Raw genomic sequence first — 20,385 nt, forward strand, 5'->3', positions numbered from 1 at the left:
TTAATTAATGGATTGTATTTTAGCTGGTGAACCAGGTTTCAGACCCATGATACCGGTAATCAACAAGGTGTCTCCTGCCTGAAGACCTGAGAGGATTTCCACCCTGGAAGAATCTCTGTAACCCAGGGAAACCACTTTAAACTCTACCAAACCATTTTTCAGGATGGCCACTTTTTTATCTCTCGCTTGTGGTATGATACTCTGACTGGGTACCATGATGCTCTTGGTCTTATTCTGAAATGGCATACTGACCTCAGCAAAAAGTCCGGGTTTCAATCCAACCGCTTTACCCATTACCCTTGCTTGCACCTTCAGACTTCTGGTCTGCTGATCCATGGCAGATTCGGTGGATTCCAATTTTGCCTTATACACTTCCTTGGAATGCTGACAGGTGAATTCCAATACTTGCCCCAAGGTAATTTTACGGATATATCTTTCTGGTATTGAGAATTGGATCTTTAATTGATCTTCCTGACTGATGGAAACCAAAATATTCGAAGGGGTACAATATGCCCCCGGACTCATCATCCTCAATCCCAAAGTCCCGTTAAAAGGTGCTCTTATTTCAAATTTGCTCAGCTCTGCCCTCAGAATATTTAAATCCGCCTGAAGGCTTCTGACTTCCAGCAATGCCTGATCATATTCCTGTTGTCCTATGGCCTGGGCTTTTAACAATTGATTTTGTCTCTGCTCGGTGTTTTGTGCCATTTCCAACTGAACCCTAAGCTTAGCCAACCTTGCTCTTTGCTCAATATTGTTGATTTTGGCAAGCAACTGACCTTTCTTTACTTTTTGCCCATCTTTGAATAAAACGGATTCCAAAATTCCGGATGTCTCGGTGCGAATGTCCGTTTGCTCATTGGGTACAAGATTCCCTGGAATTTTCAGTAGCTCATCCAACTGCTCTTCCTTTACGATGTAGGCATCCACCATGGAAGGTTTCTTGGGTGGTGGTCCGGATGGTATATGAGGCTTTTGTTCTTGCTTGCAGGAAGCAATCATCAGGGACAATAAAAGACCCGCCAGTTGGATATAAGTAGACCTGAAAACCATAAGTGACAAAAATAAGAACAATGACCTTGTCAAAATGTTAAATCATTCCAATCCAAGGTATGCTTTAAATGGACAGCATCACCGGATCAACTTAGAATAATATCAGGTAAGGTTATTTTGCAATCCTTTTATCCACCCAAAGCTGCAGCACCGCCCACAATTTCAGAAAGTTCCTTGGTGATGGCTTCCTGACGTGCTTTGTTGTAATTGATTTTCAATTCACCCAACATGGCTTCAGCATTTTCTGATGCCTTGTCCATTGCTGTCATCCTGGCTCCCAGTTCGGAGGCAAGATTGTCGAGCGTGCATTTAAAAAGTTGTGATTGCAGAATGGACGGGATCAATTCCTGCAATAATTCTCCTTGTGCAGGTTCGAATAAAAAGTCAGGAACCACTTTGTCGGTTGGGGTTCCTGCAACAGGTGTAGCAGCAACTACTTTTGGAACCGGCAAATATTGTTCTACTTCCGGAAACTGAGTCGCGGCATTTTTAAATCTTCCGTAAAAGATTTCTACCTGATCTACTTTTCCGGTTTTAAAATCTGACATGATGCCATCGGCAATACCGGCAATTTTTTCAAAACTCAATCCTGCAAATGCACCCACATAATCGCTGTTGATTGGACATTGTGGATATCTTCTTCTAAAATATTCAAATCCCTTTTTTCCAATAAATAGGAAACTCAATTTTCCTTCTTTGGCCTGGGTGCTGTATTGCTCATTGATTTGTTTAGTCGCAAGTTTGATGATATTGGTATTAAATGCACCACAAAGTCCGCGATCAGAAGTAATGATGACCAGTAGTGGATTCTTTTTTTCAGTAGCCCTTGCAAAAGCCTCCGCACCCTGTCCATCAGAAAAACTCATGATGTTTTTCATCATGGCGTTTAACTTATTGGCATAAGGACGCATCTGCACAATAGCCTGCTGGGCTCTGCGCAATTTAGCAGCCGATACCATCTTCATCGCTTTGGTAATCTGCTGAGTCGATATCACCGACTTTATCCTGTTACGTACCTCTTTTAAATTTGCGGCCATAATTTTAATTTATAATTAGAGAATTAGAGAATGTGAAAATTAGAGAAATGGAGAAGGCGTAACTAAATCTATTTAGGCGTAAGTAAACAAGATCCAACATTAACTTTAGAAGTGTACTAACTCGAAAATTTTCATTTTTTTTTCAAGCTACCCAGAATTGCATTTAGAATTTTTCTGATTTCCTCCAGTTCATTGTTTAGGCTGTTACAATCTGGATAGCTCAGAGAATTTTGGCACAATTTGAACCAATAAATTGTTTCATTCAATTCTTTTGAAGCCAATTTCATTTTATGAATAAAATCTGCTTTACTCTCTGCATCTTGTGCTTCCGAAATATTTGCACCTATTGAAGTTCCTGATCTCAGCAGTTGATTTGCAATTACAAATTTTCTGTCTTTCTCCAGAATTTCAACATACTCTATCAATTTCAATGAAAATAATACTGACTTTTCAAGTATTACATTATGTCCAGAATCTCTCATTCTGCATATTTTAGGGTGTTTAAAATGTTATTAATATATTGCTCTACTCGTTCTCAAATCAAAACTTCCTCATTCTCCAATTCTCTCATCCTCTAATTCTCCCGTTAGCCGCTTTCGCGGTTCCTTCACTTATCGTGTTGTCACACGACACTCCGCTGAAGCATAGATCGTTCAGTCATCTCTAATTCCCTAATCCTTCAATTCTCACATTATCTTATTCTCACATTCTCTAATTCCCCAATTACTTCAACTTCATCTCCCCGGCCATCTTCTTCAAGATAGCGAGGTCTGCATCATCCAGTTTTCCTTTTCTGAAATTCTCAAGAATTTCCGGATGTTTTTGGTCAAGTTCGGTATAGAGCAATGTTTCAAAATCTTTCACTCTTTCTACCGGAATATCTTTTAACAAATTGTTCGTTCCAAGGTAAATCAGCGCCACTTGTTTTTCTACAGTTACCGGAGAATATTGTGGTTGCTTCAATACTTCCACATTGCGTTTTCCTTTGTCAAGTACTGCTTTTGTTGCGGCATCCAGATCAGAACCAAATTTAGAAAAAGCTTCCAGTTCGCGATATTGCGCCTGATCGAGTTTCAGGGTTCCGGATACTTTTTTCATGGATTTGATCTGAGCATTACCACCCACCCTGGATACAGAGATACCCACGTTGATGGCAGGTCTGATACCAGCGTTGAATAAGTTGGATTCCAAAAAGATCTGTCCGTCGGTAATCGATATTACGTTGGTAGGAATATATGCAGAAACGTCACCAGCCTGAGTTTCGATAATTGGTAGTGCAGTTAAGGATCCTCCACCTTTTACGATACCTGCATTCTTCAGAGAGTCTGGCAGGTCATTCATGTTTCGGGCGATCTCATCGTTGTTGATCACTTTTGCAGCTCTTTCCAACAACCTGGAGTGCAAATAAAATACGTCTCCCGGATAAGCCTCACGTCCCGGTGGTCTTCTAAGCAATAGAGAAACTTCACGGTATGCAACAGCCTGCTTACTCAGGTCATCATAGATAACCAATGCAGGGCGTCCGGTATCCCGGAAAAATTCGCCAATCGCAGCACCGGCAAACGGTGCAAAGAATTGCAAAGGAGCCGGATCAGCAGCAGAGGCTGAAACTATCGTAGTATAAGGCATTGCCCCATATTCTTCTAGAGTACGGGCAACTTTTGCTACCGTCGAAGATTTCTGTCCGGAAGCCACGTAGATGCAATAAACGGGTTCTCCACGGTCGTAGAATTCTTTTTGATTGATGATGGTGTCAATGGCGATGGCCGTTTTACCGGTTTGGCGGTCGCCAATGATCAATTCCCGCTGGCCACGGCCAATCGGAATCATGGAGTCAATCGCTTTGATACCGGTTTGTAGTGGTTCATTTACCGGTTGACGGAAGATAACACCCGGAGCTTTTCTCTCCAAAGGCATTTCATATTTAACACCCGGAATAGGTCCTTTACCATCTATTGGCTGGCCCAATGGATTTACTACCCGGCCTACAAAACCTTCTCCCACCTGTATGGAGGCAATTTTAGAAGTTCTTTTTACTCTGGAACCTTCTTTGATTCCGGTCCATGGACCCATGAGTACGACACCCACGTTGTCCTCTTCCAGGTTTAGCACGATGGCCTGCACACCTGTTTCGAATTCAACCAACTCTCCAGCCTGTGCATTGGTAAGTCCATAAACACGGGCGATACCGTCACCAACGGTGAGTACCGTTCCAATTTCTTCCAGTTCAGCTGCGGTGTTAACACCTGAAATCTGTTGCTTTAGAATCGCTGATATTTCTTCGGGTCTGATATTTACCATGATAAGAATTTTAGTATTTAAGATTTAACCACTAGATTAATGTATGATTTGTCATATAGGTTGGTACGCATTTGATCCAACTGGCGTTTGGCTGTTGAGTCCACTTGCTGGCCGTCCAATTCAAAGATGATACCTCCGATCAGAGAAGCGTCAATTTTTTGTATAATTTCCAAAGTTTCGCCTGGCTTTAACCAAGGATTGAAACGATTTCTGATCTCTGTCAACTGAGTCTCTCCCAATGCCTGGGCAGAGGTTACCACTGCAGTACGGATCTTATTGATGTTTTTAAACTGTTGAATAAATTCTGTGCAGATTTGGGCCAAAAGTGGCTCCCGGCCTTTTGAAATGAGAAGGCTCACAAAGGCATTTGTAAGTTCAGAAATCTTACTGCCAAGAATGATCTTAAAAATCTCCATCTTTTTGTCCCCATGGATGATTGGACTTTTAAGCATTAAGGCAAAATCACGATTTTCGCAAACCGACTGAATGGTTCTGACATCTTCATGCACCTCATTAAGTGCAGACTTTTCAGTAGCCAGATCCACTAAGGATTTGGCATATCGTCCGGCAATTTTTGACATTGACATTTTTTATCAGTTTACTTTGATCTCGTCAACCAGTCTTTTGATATAGTCCTGCTGATTTTGGTCTGTTTCCAATTTTTGTCGGATGATTTTCTCAGCAATATCTACTGCCATTACACCCACCTGATTTTTAACATCGACCAGGGCAGATTTTTTGGCATTTTCAATATCGTTTTTAGCGTTGACCACAATTCTTTGCGCCTCTTCCTTTGCTTTGTCCCGGGCTTCAGCAACAATTTGATTGGCTGACTCCTTGGCATCGCGTAGAATGCGCATTTTCTCTTCACGAGCCTCATTCATGATCTGCTCATTTTCAGATTTCAGTTTTAACATCTCCTCTTTTGCATTTTTTGCTGCATTCAAGGAATCCTGAATATCGTTTGCACGACTGTTCAGGGCACTGATGATCGGCTTAAAGGCAAACTTGCCAATAATCAACCAAAAAATCAGGAAAATCAGCGTGGACCAGAAAAGCAAACCGAAAGTTGGCTTTATTGGGCTGAAGTCTATTGAAAGTAAGATTAAAGAATCCATGCTTTTACATTTAAAATCAAAAAGAACAGGTACAGCAACCAACCGTTCTGCACCCTGTTCGTAAAATTTTTAAGCTACCAGGTAAGCCAAAAGGATTGCGATCAAAGCCGCACCTTCTACAAGGGCAGCAGTCAAAATCATGTTGGAACGGATATCGCCAATGGCCTCAGGCTGACGCGCGATTGCATCCAATGCCTTTCCTCCAATGTTTCCTACTCCGATACCTGCGCCGATCGCTGCAATACCCATACCTAGAGCTACAATTGAACCTGTCATAAACTTTGTTTTATATAGTTAAAAATTAATGATGTTCTGCCTCATGTTCATGGTGATGTTCTTCTGTTGCAGCGCCAATATAAGATGCCGTCAAAAGTGTGAACACATAAGCCTGGATGAATGCCACCAAAAGCTCTATGGCCATCATGAACAAAGAAAGTAAAACCGAACCTATAGCAGCGCCTGAAGCGGCACCAACATTTTCTCCGGATTTACCAATGATAAATATCAAACTGACGAAAATAATAATCACGATATGCCCGGCAGTGATGTTGGCAAAAAGCCTGAGCATCAGGGTTACCGGTTTGATAAAAATACCCAGAATTTCGATGGGTGTTATCAAGGTTTTGATACCTGCTGGAATCCCCGGCATCCACAGGATGTGTTCCCAATAGTGGCGGTTACCCTTTACATTCACTACGATGAAAACGATTAAAGCCAACACCATGGTCACCGCAAGATTTCCGGTTACATTGGCGCCACCAAAAAATGGAATCTGACCAAATAAATTCAAGCCTAGAATAAAGAAAAACAAGGAAAGCAACAAGGGCATGTAGCCCACATACTTTGGCCCTATAAACGGTTTGGCTACTTCATCCTGAATGAAAAGTATTATTGGCTCCATTAATTTTTGGATGCCTGTTGGCGGAGTACCAGGATTTGCTTTGTATTTGCGCGCCATACCGATAAACATCAGCGACATAAATCCTACCACCAACAACATGGCAAATACATTCTTACTGATGGAAAAATCGTAAAAGCCGGTAATGCCTCCTTTGAATAATCCACCATCAGCAGTACTTGCTTTCTCTGTTTGAAAATTTCTGCCCTGATAAGAAGCATAGATATATTCTTTCTTCCCTCCGGTTTCGTCTTTTACTTCAGTTGAAAATCCCTGAATCTCCACTTCTCCTACTGGAAATGTAGGATCAGTAATTCTCATAACCTTCCCTTCATGTAGCACATATCGATCGATAGCTACGTGTCCGGAACCATGGTGCGCATCATCAATGTGAAAACGGCCTGAAGAAAAAACGGACCATCCGTAAGCAGGTGCGTACAGAATACATGGCAATGGAAAATTCCATGGACCAATGCTGTAAACGTTCAAATCGGATATGTGGTGGAAAGCAGTCTCCTTCGCATTAAATGGTGCATGTCCGTGGTCACCGGTGGCGTGGTCTGCAGATTCTGCAGGTGCAGTTTGTCCGGAGATCGGTCCGTGATTATGCCCCTCATGTCCCTCCTGGGATGAACCATGATTATGCTCATGAGCTTCATGCTGGGTAGGTGTTTCAGCACCTACAGGTTGCTGAGCCTCTATTCGGCCGAAGCAAAAGAGGACTGATAAAGTTAGGATTTTATATAATTTCTTCATGGGAAAGACCCTTTGGAAAAACGCTGCAAAGCTAAGCCATCTTAGCTATTTGAGGAAATCGAATGAAGCCTTATTTGTTAAGAATTTGTTTATTGATACCGATTCTTTAGTGAAAAGAAAACCGGACCGCAAAATCTAATTTTAATGGGATTCGATTTGTGAAAAATTGAAATTCATTCAGTCGATCTTCATCATTTTTTAAAAATTTATTCTGTGTTACAATTCCGTCACCAGGCTACTTTTCGAATTTAGAGAGCAACCACATTTTATTTGCAATTATGTACAATTATTAAATTTATTAGTTATTTTTAATCTTATTTACAAATTATGTACTCAAAAAACTTCATAAAACGATTTATTGTATGATCAGTTAAATCGACCATGATGAATAAGCTTTTCATTTATTTTCTTTTCATTTTACTCTTTTTGACCACTTGTGATTTGTTGGATGATTCTCCTTGCGGTCCTTCCCTAACCTATGATTTATACTTGTTAGGCTCTGGTGCATTTGATACCGTTGGTGGACAATTCAACAACTACATGGAAGGTAATAACAGGGTTTTCCAATGGGGAAATCTGGTAGATCATGTTTGTACAGATGAACATGTTAAAACGGAATTTAAGGCTGCACTTCTTGATCCAGAACTATCCCCGGATATTCAGGCTAGAGGACGTGTGAGCTGGCAGTTCCTCTTTGAAAAGACTTTCCCATTACAAGTAAATAAACTTGACTTGAAAGGTAACGGGGAGATAGGTCTAAAAAACGCTTTCCCGGATCTTAATGGCTGGTTCATTCCTACTATTGAGGTTTTCTTTCCTTCAAAAGGAAGTTATTCTTCAGATACTGCTTATCTCAAAAAGCATTTGATTTCAATAGAAATTATGTCAAAATATAGAGAGTATAAATGAAGTAAAACCCATTCTCCAAACCAATTTTAACATTGGCAAAAACAAATCCTAATGATTGTTGAAAAAGTAACTAACTCCCCACCAAGTAAAATCAATCATTAACTAATTAGCTAATTTTCACATTGCCTAATTCTCCCTAATCGCAATATCCTCATATCCCTTATAGTGTTGGGCGATCATATTTTTGAGGGCTTTACGTGCGAAGAAAATACGGCTTTTCACAGTACCGAGTGGAAGTTCCAGTTCGTCTGCGATTTCCTGATATTTAAAACCATGGAAATAACGGAGAAAAGGAATTCGCAGTGAATCATCCAGACTTTCAACCATTCCATTCAGTTCATCCATCATGATGTCTGATTCAGCACTGTTGGAAATGGAATTATTTATGGAGTTGAGATAGTATTGGTTTTCGCTGTTGTCATTTACAATTCCTCCTTTTACTTTTCGGCGGTAATTGTTAATGAAGATATTCTTCATGATGGTGATTAGCCATGCCTTGAAGTTGGTTCCCGGTTGAAACTTATCTCTGTTGGATAATGCCCTGAAGGCAGTTTCCTGATATAGGTCCTTTGCATCTTCTGAATCTCTGGTGAGACTGAAGGCAAAGTTGTGGAGGGTCTGTGACTGCTTATCAAAAGATGTGTAGAACTCTAACGTCGACATGTTGCTAAATTTTTACAAATATATGATTCTGTTTAATTGTTTAGGGTATTTAGTTAAACAAAAAAGTGTTAAGAAAATATTAATTTACGCAAACTTCCCTATTCAACTGATTTACAATATCCTAATGCATTAGATAATTTCAAATAAATAACCGCTTTCGTTTATTTCAAAAAATGAATATTTTCACTATAATATACTACACTTTTACTTCTGCGCAATTTTATATGTATAAAATGCCACAAAAGAAAATATTATATTTGGTATCCAAACTGCCAATAAAGGAGGAATTACCTCATTATTGGCAAATGTGAGTGAAAGTTTGGACAGAAAAATGAACACCACGCCCAAGATTACACCAACGGCCAGATGAAGACCAAGACCACCTCTTACCTTTCTTGACGCAATACAGGTACCTATTATTGCCAAAATCAAAGAAGTAAATGGATCTGCCGTTCTACGGTGTTTTTCCACCTCATAAGGACCAGTGATTCCTGAACCTTTCTCTTTCTCCCGGTCAATAAACTCGCTCAATTCCGGGGTCCTCATCATTTCCTTCCTATTTTTCAGAATGACGAAATCCGAAACCAACAAATTCAGCGAAGTATCCACAAACTTACCCTGGTAAACATTAAACTTTTCTGTGCTGTCTTCTAAGGTCCTGATCTCATAATCCCCCAATGTCCAAATGTGCGGAGGGCCCTTCCAACGTATCGTTCTTGCAGTAAGGATTTGTACCACTCTGGATCCTTCCAACTTCCTCAATTGAAAATTACTTCCTGAAGAATCCGAAACATTAAAAAGATAAATAAAAGCTTCTACCTGAGGCTCGACAAACAAGTGCACATTGCGGTCCTTGGAATAAATATTGGAAGTCTTGATGTAGGTATTCTCAAAATCTTTGAGAATTTTATTGCCTCTTGGCACTACAATGTGATTCCCTACCAAATGCACCAGAGTGAAAAATGATGCTGCTATAATGAATGGCCTCAGAAACCTTCTGTAGGAAATTCCTGAACTGAATATGGGAATAATCTCGGTCTGATCAGCCATCCGGGATGTAAAAAATATCACGGTGATCAGTGAATAAAGGGGGAACAACAGCGAATTAATCCAGGGGATAAAATTGAAGTAGTAATCTCTGGTCACATGCCACCACCCAAGATCTTTGGAAATAAATTTTTCTATTCTTTCAGAAACATCAAAAACAACGGCAATAAGGGACAAAATGGCCATGGTAAATATGAATGTCGATACATATTTACGAAGGATATACTTATCTAAAATCGACAGGCCTAAGCCTTTTATCCCCATTACAATTTTTGGTTTATGGTGATCAAAATTTCCCTCTTCCAGGAGTCAAAATTATTCAATTGGATTTGCTTCCGAGCTTCCCTCATCAACCAGGTGTAAAAACTTAAGTTTTGTATGCTGGCGATTTGTGCAGCAAGAATTTCTCCTACCATAAATAAATGGCGTAGATAAGCTTTACTGTGCAAATTACTGGTCGGAACATCAAGTCCCTCATCAATCATACTGAAATCTGTCTTCCATTTTTGGTTTCTGATATGGATGATTCCTTTAGTCGTATAAATTATTCCATGCCTTGCATTTCGTGTAGGTAAAACACAATCAAACATATCGATTCCCTGTGCAATACACTCCAAAAGATTTGCAGGTGTTCCAACGCCCATCAGATAGCGCGCACTTAAGCGAGGCATAAATTCTGTTGACCAGGCCACCATTCTATAAAGTTCTTCTTGTGGTTCACCGACAGAAAGTCCACCTATGGCATAAATGGGATTTGGGTATTGACTGTTGAACAAAATGGATTCCTTCCTTAGGTCATCAAATACGGAACCTTGTGCAATGGGAACAAATATTTGCTTCTGCCCATATCTGGATTCGGTATTTATAAAATGCTGGATTCCCCGTGTCAGCCAGTCATTAGTAATTCGCAATGATTTCTCTGCATATTTCCTGGTACATGGATAAGGTGGACATTCATCTAATGCCATCATGATATCTGAACCAAGTATCCGTTGCGTGTCCACTACGGATTCAGGTGTAAAAATGTGCTTCGAACCATCTATATGGGATTGGAAGGTAACGCCCTCAGGCCTAATTTTTCTTCGGGCACTCAGGGAGAAAACCTGATATCCTCCACTATCCGTCAAAATAGGAGCCTGCCAATTCATAAACCTGTGCAGCCCTCCAGCTTCGGAAATCACTTCCAGACCCGGACGCAAATAAAGATGATAGGTGTTTCCAAGTATAATTTCCGCTTTTACTACAGAGGAAAGCTCCTGCTGATGGACTGCTTTCACTGTAGCTGATGTTCCGACAGGCATAAAAACGGGTGTATACACAACTCCACGATCTGTAAGGATTTCCCCGGTTCTGGCTCTACAGCTGGTATCCTCATGTATTAAATTAAATCCGGTCATGCAGATCTGGATTGCATCCTGATAAAAACACCCAGCATTAAAGAAAATCCAATCAATGAGGATCCACCTTTGCTGATAAATGGCAATGGGATTCCAATAATTGGAACCAGCCCCATGGTCATGCCGATGTTTACAAGAACGTGAATAAATAAAAATCCTGCCAGCGACAGACCAAAATAAGAAGCAAACTTATTGGTAATGCGTTCGCTCGTATTCAATATCCGCCAAATAAGCACCACAAATAATAATATCACAATGACGCTGCCGAAAAATCCTTGTTCTTCGCCAATCGTACTAAAAATAAAATCGGTGGATTGCTCTGGTACAAACTTTAACTTTGTCATGTTTCCATTCATAAATCCTTTTCCCAACATGCCTCCCGATCCAATCGCAACCTTGGATTGCAACAAATTATAAAGGGAACCTCTTGGATCACATTCAGAAGGCTTAAGCCAAACTTTTATACGTTCCTGTTGGTGCAATTCTAAGCCATTGAAAAGATTGATGGAAAAATAAGAAAATGCATAAAGCACTGCCACTGCCAACGGTAGAAACAGAGATAATTTTTCCTGTCTGTTCCTCCACAACATGATCAGACTGACGCCCAGGAAACCCAAAGCCACATAAACCATATATCCCAATCCGAGAAAATAAAAACAATAAATAAGACTAATTAAAAGTACTGCCAGTAATGCGTAGTGGTATTTGAAAATTTTAAAATTAAACCAACTAAACCCGATTGCCGCAAGAATGATAGCCATAATAACCTGTTCCAATGGAAATAAAATGGAAAAAACAAAAGATAAAAAAAGCGATACCGCAGAGATATAATAAACAGGATTGAAGCCCTCAATAAAAAGCAATATAAAAAGAGACAAAAAAGTAATGGCTGAACCTGCATCCGGTTGCAACAAAATGAAAAACACTGGTGCGAAAATGATTCCGACTACAATCCATTGGTAAACTCCGGTTTTTAAATTTACCTTATAATAGGACAAGTAACTGGATACGGCAAGCGTTGTACAAAACTTTGCAATTTCAGAAGGCTGGAAAGAAAATCCGCCAATTACAAACCAGGCTCTAGCTCCTTTGATCTCTGAACCAACGAACAGTACTAGCAGCAATAAAAAAATACTTATACCATAAAAAATGTACGCGAAAGTGTGCCAGAATTTAACATCAATAAATAAGGCTATTATAAATACAGAAAGTGCAATAGCAATGTAAACTGTTTGTTTGGTAATCGGAACCGACAGATCTAAAAAATTTGTATCCTCACTGTAGGTATAGGTTGCTGCATAAATACTAAACCAACCTATGATAATCAGGCTAAGATAAATGCCAATGATCATCCAATCATATTGTGCATTTCTTACCGTTCTTATCATACTAAGATGATTTAATAAATTTTGTAGTTGCTGATGAAAATTCGATGAAAGAATTGATACATCAAATTCTACAACTCATTATATTGAATTTTATCAATGGATAAAAAAGCAGAATTGAATTTCTTTTTTATATTTTCAAGAGCAGAAGCAGCGTCATTCCTGTTCAAGAATGCGCCTGCCTTCAAATGGTAATATGGCTCTTTGTATTCCCATTTAACAGGATAGGTGAATTGCTTTTGAAAATCTATTCTTGTCGCCTCCATCTGTCTGCGATCTACTGTAGTAATGACTGTGATGCGCCAACCGGATATGTGTGTAATACTCTTGTTTATCCTCAGATATTGATTCATCATTGAGATTATCGACGGTTCTGCATCTATTTGAACTCCTGCCTGTGCATTTCCATGTAAGCACATCAGTAGCATGAAAACAATTATATACAGATACTTCATAAACTTAATTTTTCGATTCCTTTCCTGCAAATTTTCTTAGCCCAATCCTGCACCATGGCAGTTTTTATATTTTTTGCCACTTCCGCAGGGACACACATCATTCCTTCCAATTTTAGGTGCACTGTTACGCACGGTTTGTACTTGTGGAATGGATTCTCTGCCTGCCTGTTCCGCTGCACGTCTTGCCCTTTCATCTTCCTGACTTTTATTCGTCCTTACTCTGCTGAGGTCTGTACTTTGTTGCCTCGCCTCCTTCACTTCTTGATTCACAGTGATCATTAATTTTCCTTTTGCGAGATAGGAAGTAATATCCTGGTTCATTTTAAAAACCAACATCTCAAAAAGTTTGTAGGCTTCCATTTTATAAATAACCAATGGATCTTTTTGCTCAAAGGAGGCTGCCTGTACGGATTCCTTCAATTCATCCATATTACGTAGATGCTCCTTCCAATTGGTATCGAGAATACTTAAAGCTACTGACCGTTCTATATCCCTCATGATACTGTTCCCCTTAGACTTAACTGCTTTTTCCAGCTCTGCAGATATGGGTAGCGGTTCTTTTAATTCGTCTACAAAAGGAACTACAATCCGTTGGTATCTGTGACCCTCATTTTTATATACATCCGTTATATAAGGAAACAGGATTTCCTTGATCTGTGATTCTTTCTTTTCATAGTGGGTAAAAAACTGTCTGTGGTATTCATTTTGTAGATCAGGTAATGGAGATTCTTTAAAAAATGCAGCATCTATCTCTGGTTCAAAACCAAACATGGTGATGGAGTCATTGATAAATGATTCAAGATCTCCTGACGCTCTTGCATTTTTAACCAGTGCATCGAGTGTAGAATTAAACATATAACTCAGATCCACCGCAAGTCGCTCACCGTATAGCGCATGATCTCTCTTTTTATAAATTGCTTCGCGCTGGATATTCATGACATCATCGTATTCCAGGAGTCGCTTACGCATCCCGAAATTGTTCTCTTCCACTTTCTTTTGGGCTCTTTCAATAGATTTGGTCACCATGGAATGTTGCATTACCTCACCTTCTTTATGTCCAAGTTTGTCCATAATTCCGGTAATTCGATCCGAGTTAAACAACCTCATGAGATTGTCTTCAAAGGATACGAAAAACTGGGAAGATCCCGGATCTCCCTGCCTTCCTGCACGACCCCTCAACTGTCTGTCCACCCTTCGGGATTCGTGCCGCTCGGTACCAATGATCGCCAGACCACCAGATTTCTTCACTTCATCAGAAATTTTTATGTCTGTTCCCCTACCGGCCATGTTGGTGGCAATGGTAACTTTCCCTGCTTTACCTGCTTCTGCTACTATTTCTGCTTCCCTTTGGTGTTGTTTGGCGTTCAGCACACTGTGTGCAATGCCTCTCAGTTGAAGCATTCTCGCCAATTTTTCTGAAATATCTACGGAAGTAGTACCCACAAGAACAGGCCTTCCTGAGTTGGTACATTTTTCAATTTCTTCGATGACTGCATTGAATTTTTCACGGGCTGTTTTGTACACCAGATCCTCACGGTCATCTCTGACCACAGGCCGATTGGTTGGAATGACCACAACGTCCAATTTGTAAATCTGCCAGAACTCTCCGGCTTCGGTTTCAGCAGTACCGGTCATACCGGCAAGCTTATGGTACATCCTGAAATAATTCTGCAGGGTAACCGTGGCATAAGTTTGTGTAAGTTCCCCAACTTTTACATTTTCTTTCGCCTCCAGTGCCTGGTGCAATCCATCAGAATACCTTCTGCCTTCCAGCATACGTCCGGTGCCTTCATCCACAATTTTTACCTCTCCATCCAGGACAACATATTCCTCGTCTTTCTCAAATAAGGTATACGCCTTAAGCAATTGACTTACACAATGTAATCGTTGGGATTTTATGGCAAACTCATTGAGTATTTTCTCCTTCTGGGCTGTAATTTCTTCTTTTTTAAGATTCTCATCCTGGTCAATTTTATGAAGGGATTCCGCCAAATCAGGAATGATAAAAAACGAAGGCTCAGATTCCCCGGTAGCCATAAAATCTTCTCCTCTTGGGGTAAGTTCTACCTGACGGTTTTTTTCATCAATCGTAAACAACAATGGCTCATCAGCCACCTTCATGTTTCGATTCTGCTCCTGCATGTAAAAATTCTCCGTCTTCTGAAGAATATTCCTGATGCCATCTTCACTAAGGAATTTGATCAGTGGCCTGGATTTGGGTAAAGTTCTGTATGCTCTGAACAATGCCAAACCTCCTTCACCCTCACCGGATCCTGTCTTGCCTTCTGAAATTAATTTTCGCGCGTCCGTAAGGAACTGATTGTGCAATTTTCTTTGCTCATTGATGAGCCTTTCTACTTTTGGCTTTAGTTTGTTGTATTCCTCACTCTCTTCGTCCATATCTACCGGACCTGAAATGATCAATGGAGTTCTTGCATCATCGATCAATACACTATCCACCTCATCCACCATGGAGTAATGATGTTTTCTCTGGACCTTCTCATCCATGTTACGGACCATATTGTCCCTCAGGTAGTCGAATCCAAATTCATTATTCGTTCCATATATGATGTCACATTCGTAAGCCTTCTTTCTTTGTGGTGAATGCGGTTTATACTTATCGATACAATCTACACTCAAATGCAGAAATTCAAAAATAGGCCCTACCCACTCAGAGTCTCTTCTGGCCAAATAATCATTGACCGTGACAATGTGTACCCCTTCACCGGACAAACCATTCAAGTAAGCGGGCAAAGTGGCCACTAAGGTTTTTCCTTCCCCGGTACCCATTTCGGCAATCTTACCATCATGAAGAACCATTCCGCCTATGAGCTGAACATCATAATGCACCATGTTCCATACAATGTCACCACCTGCTGCAGACCAACTGTTGGAATAAAATGCTTTATCCCCATCCAGATTTATGTATGACCTGGAGACAGAAAGGTCCCTGTCTCGGTCGGTTGCTGTTACCTCCAGGGTGGTATTATTGGTAAAGCGATAGGCAGTTTCTTTTACCACCGCAAATGCTTCGGGCAATATTTCCCTGAGAATTTCTTCAATCATGCCGTCACGCTCTTTTCGTTCCCGGTCAATGTCGTTGAAAATATCCTCCTTGGTATGAATATCGGGTTCTGCTTCAGCCTGTTCACGCAATTGATCAATTTTGGCATCAATTGGAGCCAGGTATTCTTTGATTCGGGTTCGGAATTCTAAAGTCTTATTCCGCAACTCATCATTACTGAGTTTGGAATATTCTTGCTGGTAATTGAGAATCAGTTGAATTTTGGGATTGTATTCCTTTACATCACGATCCTGCTTGGTCCCAAAAACTTTTTTAAGAAAATTAAACATCTGTTCGAATTAAATAAGGAGGCAAAATTAATGGATATTACGGAGTATGGGAGTGAATATTGTGTCACAAACCATACCATATTGACTAATCATGTCAATATGGCAGTCATGTTTGCGGATTTGATAAGTTTGTAAGTTAAAATCCGACTTCCATTGAAATTCCATTATGTCATTAGATTTGATAATTCGCTAAAAAGTTTTTGGTATATACTGCCACTTTTTTAGCGCTCGAACGTTACATATTGGACAATATGGACTTTTTCCCCTGGTAAATGTTCGTTAAAGTCGTGTTTCATTACTTAATTCCTATTTTTGCAGTAAATCCAACTCCTTCATGAAAAAAGCATTTTTACTATTGAGTTTCACCTTCTTTATTGCTTCGATAAGTTTAGTGGCTCAAAAGCCGGTTTGGAAACTGGCCCCTGGTTCCAAAAACCTGGTCCCAACTGAACAAATGAGCCCGTCCTGGCGATCCATCAAGGCGTATCAGCAATTTGAAATCAATTTCAATACACTTAGGTCTTTTATTTTGACACAAGCCCCTGCTGAAAATCAATTTGGTAAAACCATATCTATTTCCTTACCCATGCCGGATGGAAATGTGCGTGAATTCCACATCATGGAATCACCGGTAATGGAGCCGGAATTGGCTCTGAAATATCCCGAAATTAAAACTTACAAGGGCAGCGATGGGATGAACTACATGAGGTTGTTCATGACAAACTCAGAACTCAAAGCATATATCCTTACCGATCAGGGTGATGTGGTGATCGAACCCCTTGTTAAAGGTAATGCGGACAATTATGGTGTTTACTGGGCTAAAAACATTGAAGTTGACCCATCAGGACTTTCCCTAGCTTGTGGTGAAGGTGGCAGAGTGGTTTTTACAGATCAAAATAAAACTAAGGAAGATCACGGACACACGCTAGCGGCTTCTGTATTGAGTGCTCAACCCGTTATCCTCCATACTTACCGACTTGCCCTGGCTTGCACAGGAGAGTGGGGAATGGCTTCCGGTCTAGGTGGCGGATCTGTGCAAACTGCGCTCGCCAAAATGGCAGATGCACTTACTTATGCAAATGCAGTTTATGAAAAAGATTTTGCCATTCACATCAACTTATGTGCAAATAATGATAAAATTGTTTTTCTAAATCCCAACAATGACCCATATGACAACAATGGCTCAGGCGGTTCATTGTTAGATCAAAATCCAGGTGTTGTTAATCCCATTATTACACCCGGATTTTATGAATATGGCCATGTATTTAACATTGCCTGTACAGATGTAGGTGGCATCGCTTCATTAGGATCTGTATGTGCAACTTCAGGAAAAGCCCGTGGCGTAACTTGCTGGTATACCACCGATGTGGCCTATGTGGCACAGAGAATTTTTTGTCATGAAATGGGGCATCAATTCAGTGCTTCTCACACCTTTTCGAACTGCAATGGCAATGAAAGTGGCACCAGATATGAACCGGGTGGAGGAACAACTATCATGTCCTACAGCGGGCTTTGCGGCAATTTGAATATTGAATCCTCAAACCTCCCTCATCCTAACTTTTTCCATACCAATTCCCTGGAACAGGTGATTGGCTTTACCAGAGGAATGACTTGCGGAGTGAAAAAAGATGCAGGAAACACCTATCCATCCGCAACCATTTTAACCAAACAAGGTCTGTATTTACCGATCCAAACACCATTTGAATTGAAAGGGAGCGGATCTGATTTGGAAGATACGACCTTGACTTTTGGCTGGGAACAATTCGACAATGGCGCTTATGGAGATTTGTTGGGTGATGTTTCCGAAAATGGCCCACTTTTCAGAGTGCTTTTCCCGGGATCAAGTCCCAACCGGACCATTCCACAATGGAATTCCATTATTAACCTGGATAATGTAGATGTCAGAGAGTTCCTGCCAAAAAATACCAGGGATTTGAAATTCCGGTTCGTAGTACGTGACAACCACCCTGGGGCAGGGGGTAGCACGTATGAATTACTCAAACTTAAAGTTTCAGAAAACGCCGGACCGTTTGCGGTTAAGTTTCCTAATGCTACTTCAGACCGTCTCGTAAAAAATACCTGTAACACCATCAAATGGAATGTCAACAAAACCAATGAGGCCCCGGTCAACTGCCAAAAAGTAGACATATTGATGTTTAAAGGCAGGGAATACAATAATCCAATACTTTTAAAAGCCAATACAGACAATGATGGCAGTGAATTGGTTGATATTCCGGATATTGGGAATAACATCAGGGTAAGAATCTGGATCAGAGCCGCAGATCATATCTTTTTTGACATCTCTGATGCTGACATCCTGATTATCGAAAGCACCACTCCTAAAGTAAGTATGGGCGTAAGCCCTAATGTCGCTACTTTATGTCTTCCAGACATTCTGAATGTGACGGTCAGATCCTGTGCGTTTGGAGGATTTAGCGGCAACGTTAATTTATTTGTGGAAAGTGGACTACCAGCAGGATCGACTTATCAATTCAGCAAACCAATATTGGGTCCAAATGAGGAATCCAATTTGTCCCTTGATTTAAGAAACCTGACTGGCAAGGCTAGTCTTAAATTAGTCATTGCTGCAATTACCCCTGCAGGAGATACCCTAAGGGATGAATTGAATGTAAATGCCATAAAAAACGATTTTTCTGATGGTTCTCTTTTATCTCCTTTCAGGAGTGAACGAGGCTTGACTGAAACCCCTCTTTTCAGATGGAAAAAAAGCGATAATGCAGATTCTTATCACTTTGAATTAGCCACTTCACCAGCATTTGGCAATACGATCTTATATTCTGAACAATTTGTTTTCGTGGACAGTCTGAGATTGCCAATCCTTTTGAAGGAAAACACTATTTACTATTGGCGATTAATTCCAGTTAATCTATGCGGCGAAGGAGGATCATCTGAAATTTTTGTTTTCCAGACAAAAAATAAATCCTGTATCGACCAACCTTTTACCGGAAATCCTATAGGCCTATTTCCAAGCCGTACGAATACAACGGCCATTCCTATTGCCTTTTCCGGTAGATTGTCGGATATGAATGTAAATGGTTTACAAATTCAGGCAGACGCGGTCCGTGATGTAAACATTAACCTGATCAGCCCTGCCGGAACCAAGGTTAATTTATTCAATTACAATTGTGCAGTGACCCTCGATTTTGATTGCAGTTTTGATGATGAGGCGCCAATTGGACTTACTTGTCCTCCTACCCGAGGCACAAGAATGAGACCATTCGAACCATTAGGTAAACTGATTGGGGAAGATCTGAAGGGAGATTGGAAACTGGAGATCGTCACAAAAAATACATTCCGAACAGGACAACTGGAAAATTTTACGCTTCAATATTGTGCAGACCTTACCGTAGAAGCTCCGGCATTGGTTAACAATGGTCCTCTCAAACTTCAGGTAGGGGAAACCAAAAGTGTAGACAACCAATTATTGCTGTGTACAGACAAAGACAATGTTCCAAATGATCTTGTGTATACACTTGTGTACATTCCAAATTTTGGAGAGCTTAAATTAAATGGAAATGTACTCGTGTACGGCAGCACATTTACCCAAAAAGATGTGGACGATAATCGGTTGAGCTATACCCATAATGGTTCAACCAATTACTATGATGGTTTTTCATACACCTTAAACGATGGAAGAGGCGGTTGGCTGGGAATTGAAAATTTCCAAATTCTGGTAGGACCTGTTGCTACTGATAATCCTAAAAATGATGTACTGATTTCAGCTTTTCCGAATCCTACAAAAGGGATGTTGGTTGTAAATATAGAAGCGCAAGGAAACACTTCAGGTGCTGTCCTAAGTTTTAAAAATCTGAACGGAAAAACTCTTTTGGAAAGAAAGTTGTTTGGAGAAAAAAATATGAATCTTGACTTACACCAATATTCAGATGGGGTTTATTTTCTTGAATATAAATCAGGTATTTCAAAGACCACTAAAAAAATTATTCTAACCAGATGATGTTGGATTAATTAAATAAATTTTAAAAAGTGCAGC

General features: G+C 40.3%; 16 protein-coding genes. 2 read left to right on the forward strand and 14 right to left on the reverse strand.

The features are described from left to right. The 8 genes from IPJ83_00090 to atpB all read right to left on the reverse strand — a co-directional run bounded on the left by IPJ83_00090 (position 1) and on the right by atpB (position 7,163). Complete coding sequence (locus tag IPJ83_00090; protein MBK7878947.1) at positions 1-1,053, reverse strand: efflux RND transporter periplasmic adaptor subunit; 1,053 nt, start codon at positions 1,051-1,053, stop codon at positions 1-3. Between the two features lie 128 nt (positions 1,054-1,181). Continuing rightward, positions 1,182-2,090, reverse strand: coding sequence for an ATP synthase F1 subunit gamma (gene atpG, locus IPJ83_00095; protein MBK7878948.1), 909 nt, complete (start codon positions 2,088-2,090; stop codon positions 1,182-1,184). Between the two features lie 131 nt (positions 2,091-2,221). Continuing rightward, positions 2,222-2,572: a four helix bundle protein gene (locus IPJ83_00100; GenBank protein MBK7878949.1), complete on the reverse strand. Its 351-nt coding sequence runs from the start codon at positions 2,570-2,572 to the stop codon at positions 2,222-2,224. A gap of 241 nt (positions 2,573-2,813) precedes the next feature. Then, positions 2,814-4,391: a F0F1 ATP synthase subunit alpha gene (locus IPJ83_00105; protein ID MBK7878950.1), complete on the reverse strand. Its 1,578-nt coding sequence runs from the start codon at positions 4,389-4,391 to the stop codon at positions 2,814-2,816. 17 nt (positions 4,392-4,408) lie between these two features. Further along, positions 4,409-4,972: an ATP synthase F1 subunit delta gene (gene atpH / locus IPJ83_00110; GenBank protein MBK7878951.1), complete on the reverse strand. Its 564-nt coding sequence runs from the start codon at positions 4,970-4,972 to the stop codon at positions 4,409-4,411. A gap of 12 nt (positions 4,973-4,984) precedes the next feature. Beyond that, the gene (atpF, locus tag IPJ83_00115; protein ID MBK7878952.1) at positions 4,985-5,509 is read right to left on the reverse strand and encodes a F0F1 ATP synthase subunit B; all 525 of its coding nucleotides are present in this window, start codon (positions 5,507-5,509) and stop codon (positions 4,985-4,987) included. Positions 5,510-5,578: 69 nt separating this feature from the next. Beyond that, positions 5,579-5,785, reverse strand: a complete 207-nt coding sequence (gene atpE / locus IPJ83_00120) for an ATP synthase F0 subunit C (protein MBK7878953.1) — start codon at positions 5,783-5,785, stop codon at positions 5,579-5,581. Between the two features lie 25 nt (positions 5,786-5,810). Beyond that, a complete protein-coding gene (gene atpB, locus IPJ83_00125) occupies positions 5,811-7,163 on the reverse strand; it encodes a F0F1 ATP synthase subunit A (protein ID MBK7878954.1) in 1,353 nt (450 codons plus the stop codon). Positions 7,164-7,547: 384 nt separating this feature from the next. Between atpB and IPJ83_00130 the strand changes: the two genes are divergently transcribed. Further along, positions 7,548-8,072: a hypothetical protein gene (locus IPJ83_00130; protein ID MBK7878955.1), complete on the forward strand. Its 525-nt coding sequence runs from the start codon at positions 7,548-7,550 to the stop codon at positions 8,070-8,072. A gap of 126 nt (positions 8,073-8,198) precedes the next feature. Here IPJ83_00130 and IPJ83_00135 read toward each other — a convergent pair whose 3' ends face one another. From IPJ83_00135 to secA, 6 genes are all read right to left on the reverse strand, one after another. Next, on the reverse strand, positions 8,199-8,735 hold the full coding sequence (locus IPJ83_00135; GenBank protein ID MBK7878956.1) for an RNA polymerase sigma factor: 537 nt from the start codon (positions 8,733-8,735) through the stop codon (positions 8,199-8,201). A gap of 204 nt (positions 8,736-8,939) precedes the next feature. Next, on the reverse strand, positions 8,940-10,046 hold the full coding sequence (locus IPJ83_00140; protein MBK7878957.1) for an LptF/LptG family permease: 1,107 nt from the start codon (positions 10,044-10,046) through the stop codon (positions 8,940-8,942). Further along, positions 10,046-11,179, reverse strand: coding sequence for a tRNA guanosine(34) transglycosylase Tgt (tgt, locus tag IPJ83_00145; protein ID MBK7878958.1), 1,134 nt, complete (start codon positions 11,177-11,179; stop codon positions 10,046-10,048). The genes IPJ83_00140 and tgt overlap by 1 nt, the downstream gene beginning before the upstream one ends. Further along, a complete protein-coding gene (rodA, locus tag IPJ83_00150) occupies positions 11,176-12,567 on the reverse strand; it encodes a rod shape-determining protein RodA (protein MBK7878959.1) in 1,392 nt (463 codons plus the stop codon). Before rodA ends, tgt begins: the two co-directional genes overlap by 4 nt. A 68-nt stretch (positions 12,568-12,635) precedes the next feature. Next, positions 12,636-13,019 (reverse strand): hypothetical protein, encoded by a 384-nt coding sequence (locus IPJ83_00155; protein MBK7878960.1) that lies wholly within the window; start codon positions 13,017-13,019, stop codon positions 12,636-12,638. Positions 13,020-13,055: 36 nt separating this feature from the next. Further along, on the reverse strand, positions 13,056-16,373 hold the full coding sequence (gene secA / locus IPJ83_00160; GenBank protein ID MBK7878961.1) for a preprotein translocase subunit SecA: 3,318 nt from the start codon (positions 16,371-16,373) through the stop codon (positions 13,056-13,058). A 334-nt stretch (positions 16,374-16,707) separates the two neighbouring features. On the opposite strand from secA, the gene IPJ83_00165 reads away from it, so the two are divergent. Beyond that, entirely contained in the window at positions 16,708-20,349 is a 3,642-nt protein-coding gene (locus IPJ83_00165; protein MBK7878962.1) for a proprotein convertase P-domain-containing protein, read from the forward strand. The last annotated feature ends 36 nt before the right edge of the window (positions 20,350-20,385 follow it).

It is taken from the genome of Candidatus Vicinibacter proximus, assembly GCA_016713905.1.
Lineage (GTDB): Bacteria > Bacteroidota > Bacteroidia > Chitinophagales > Saprospiraceae > Vicinibacter > Vicinibacter proximus.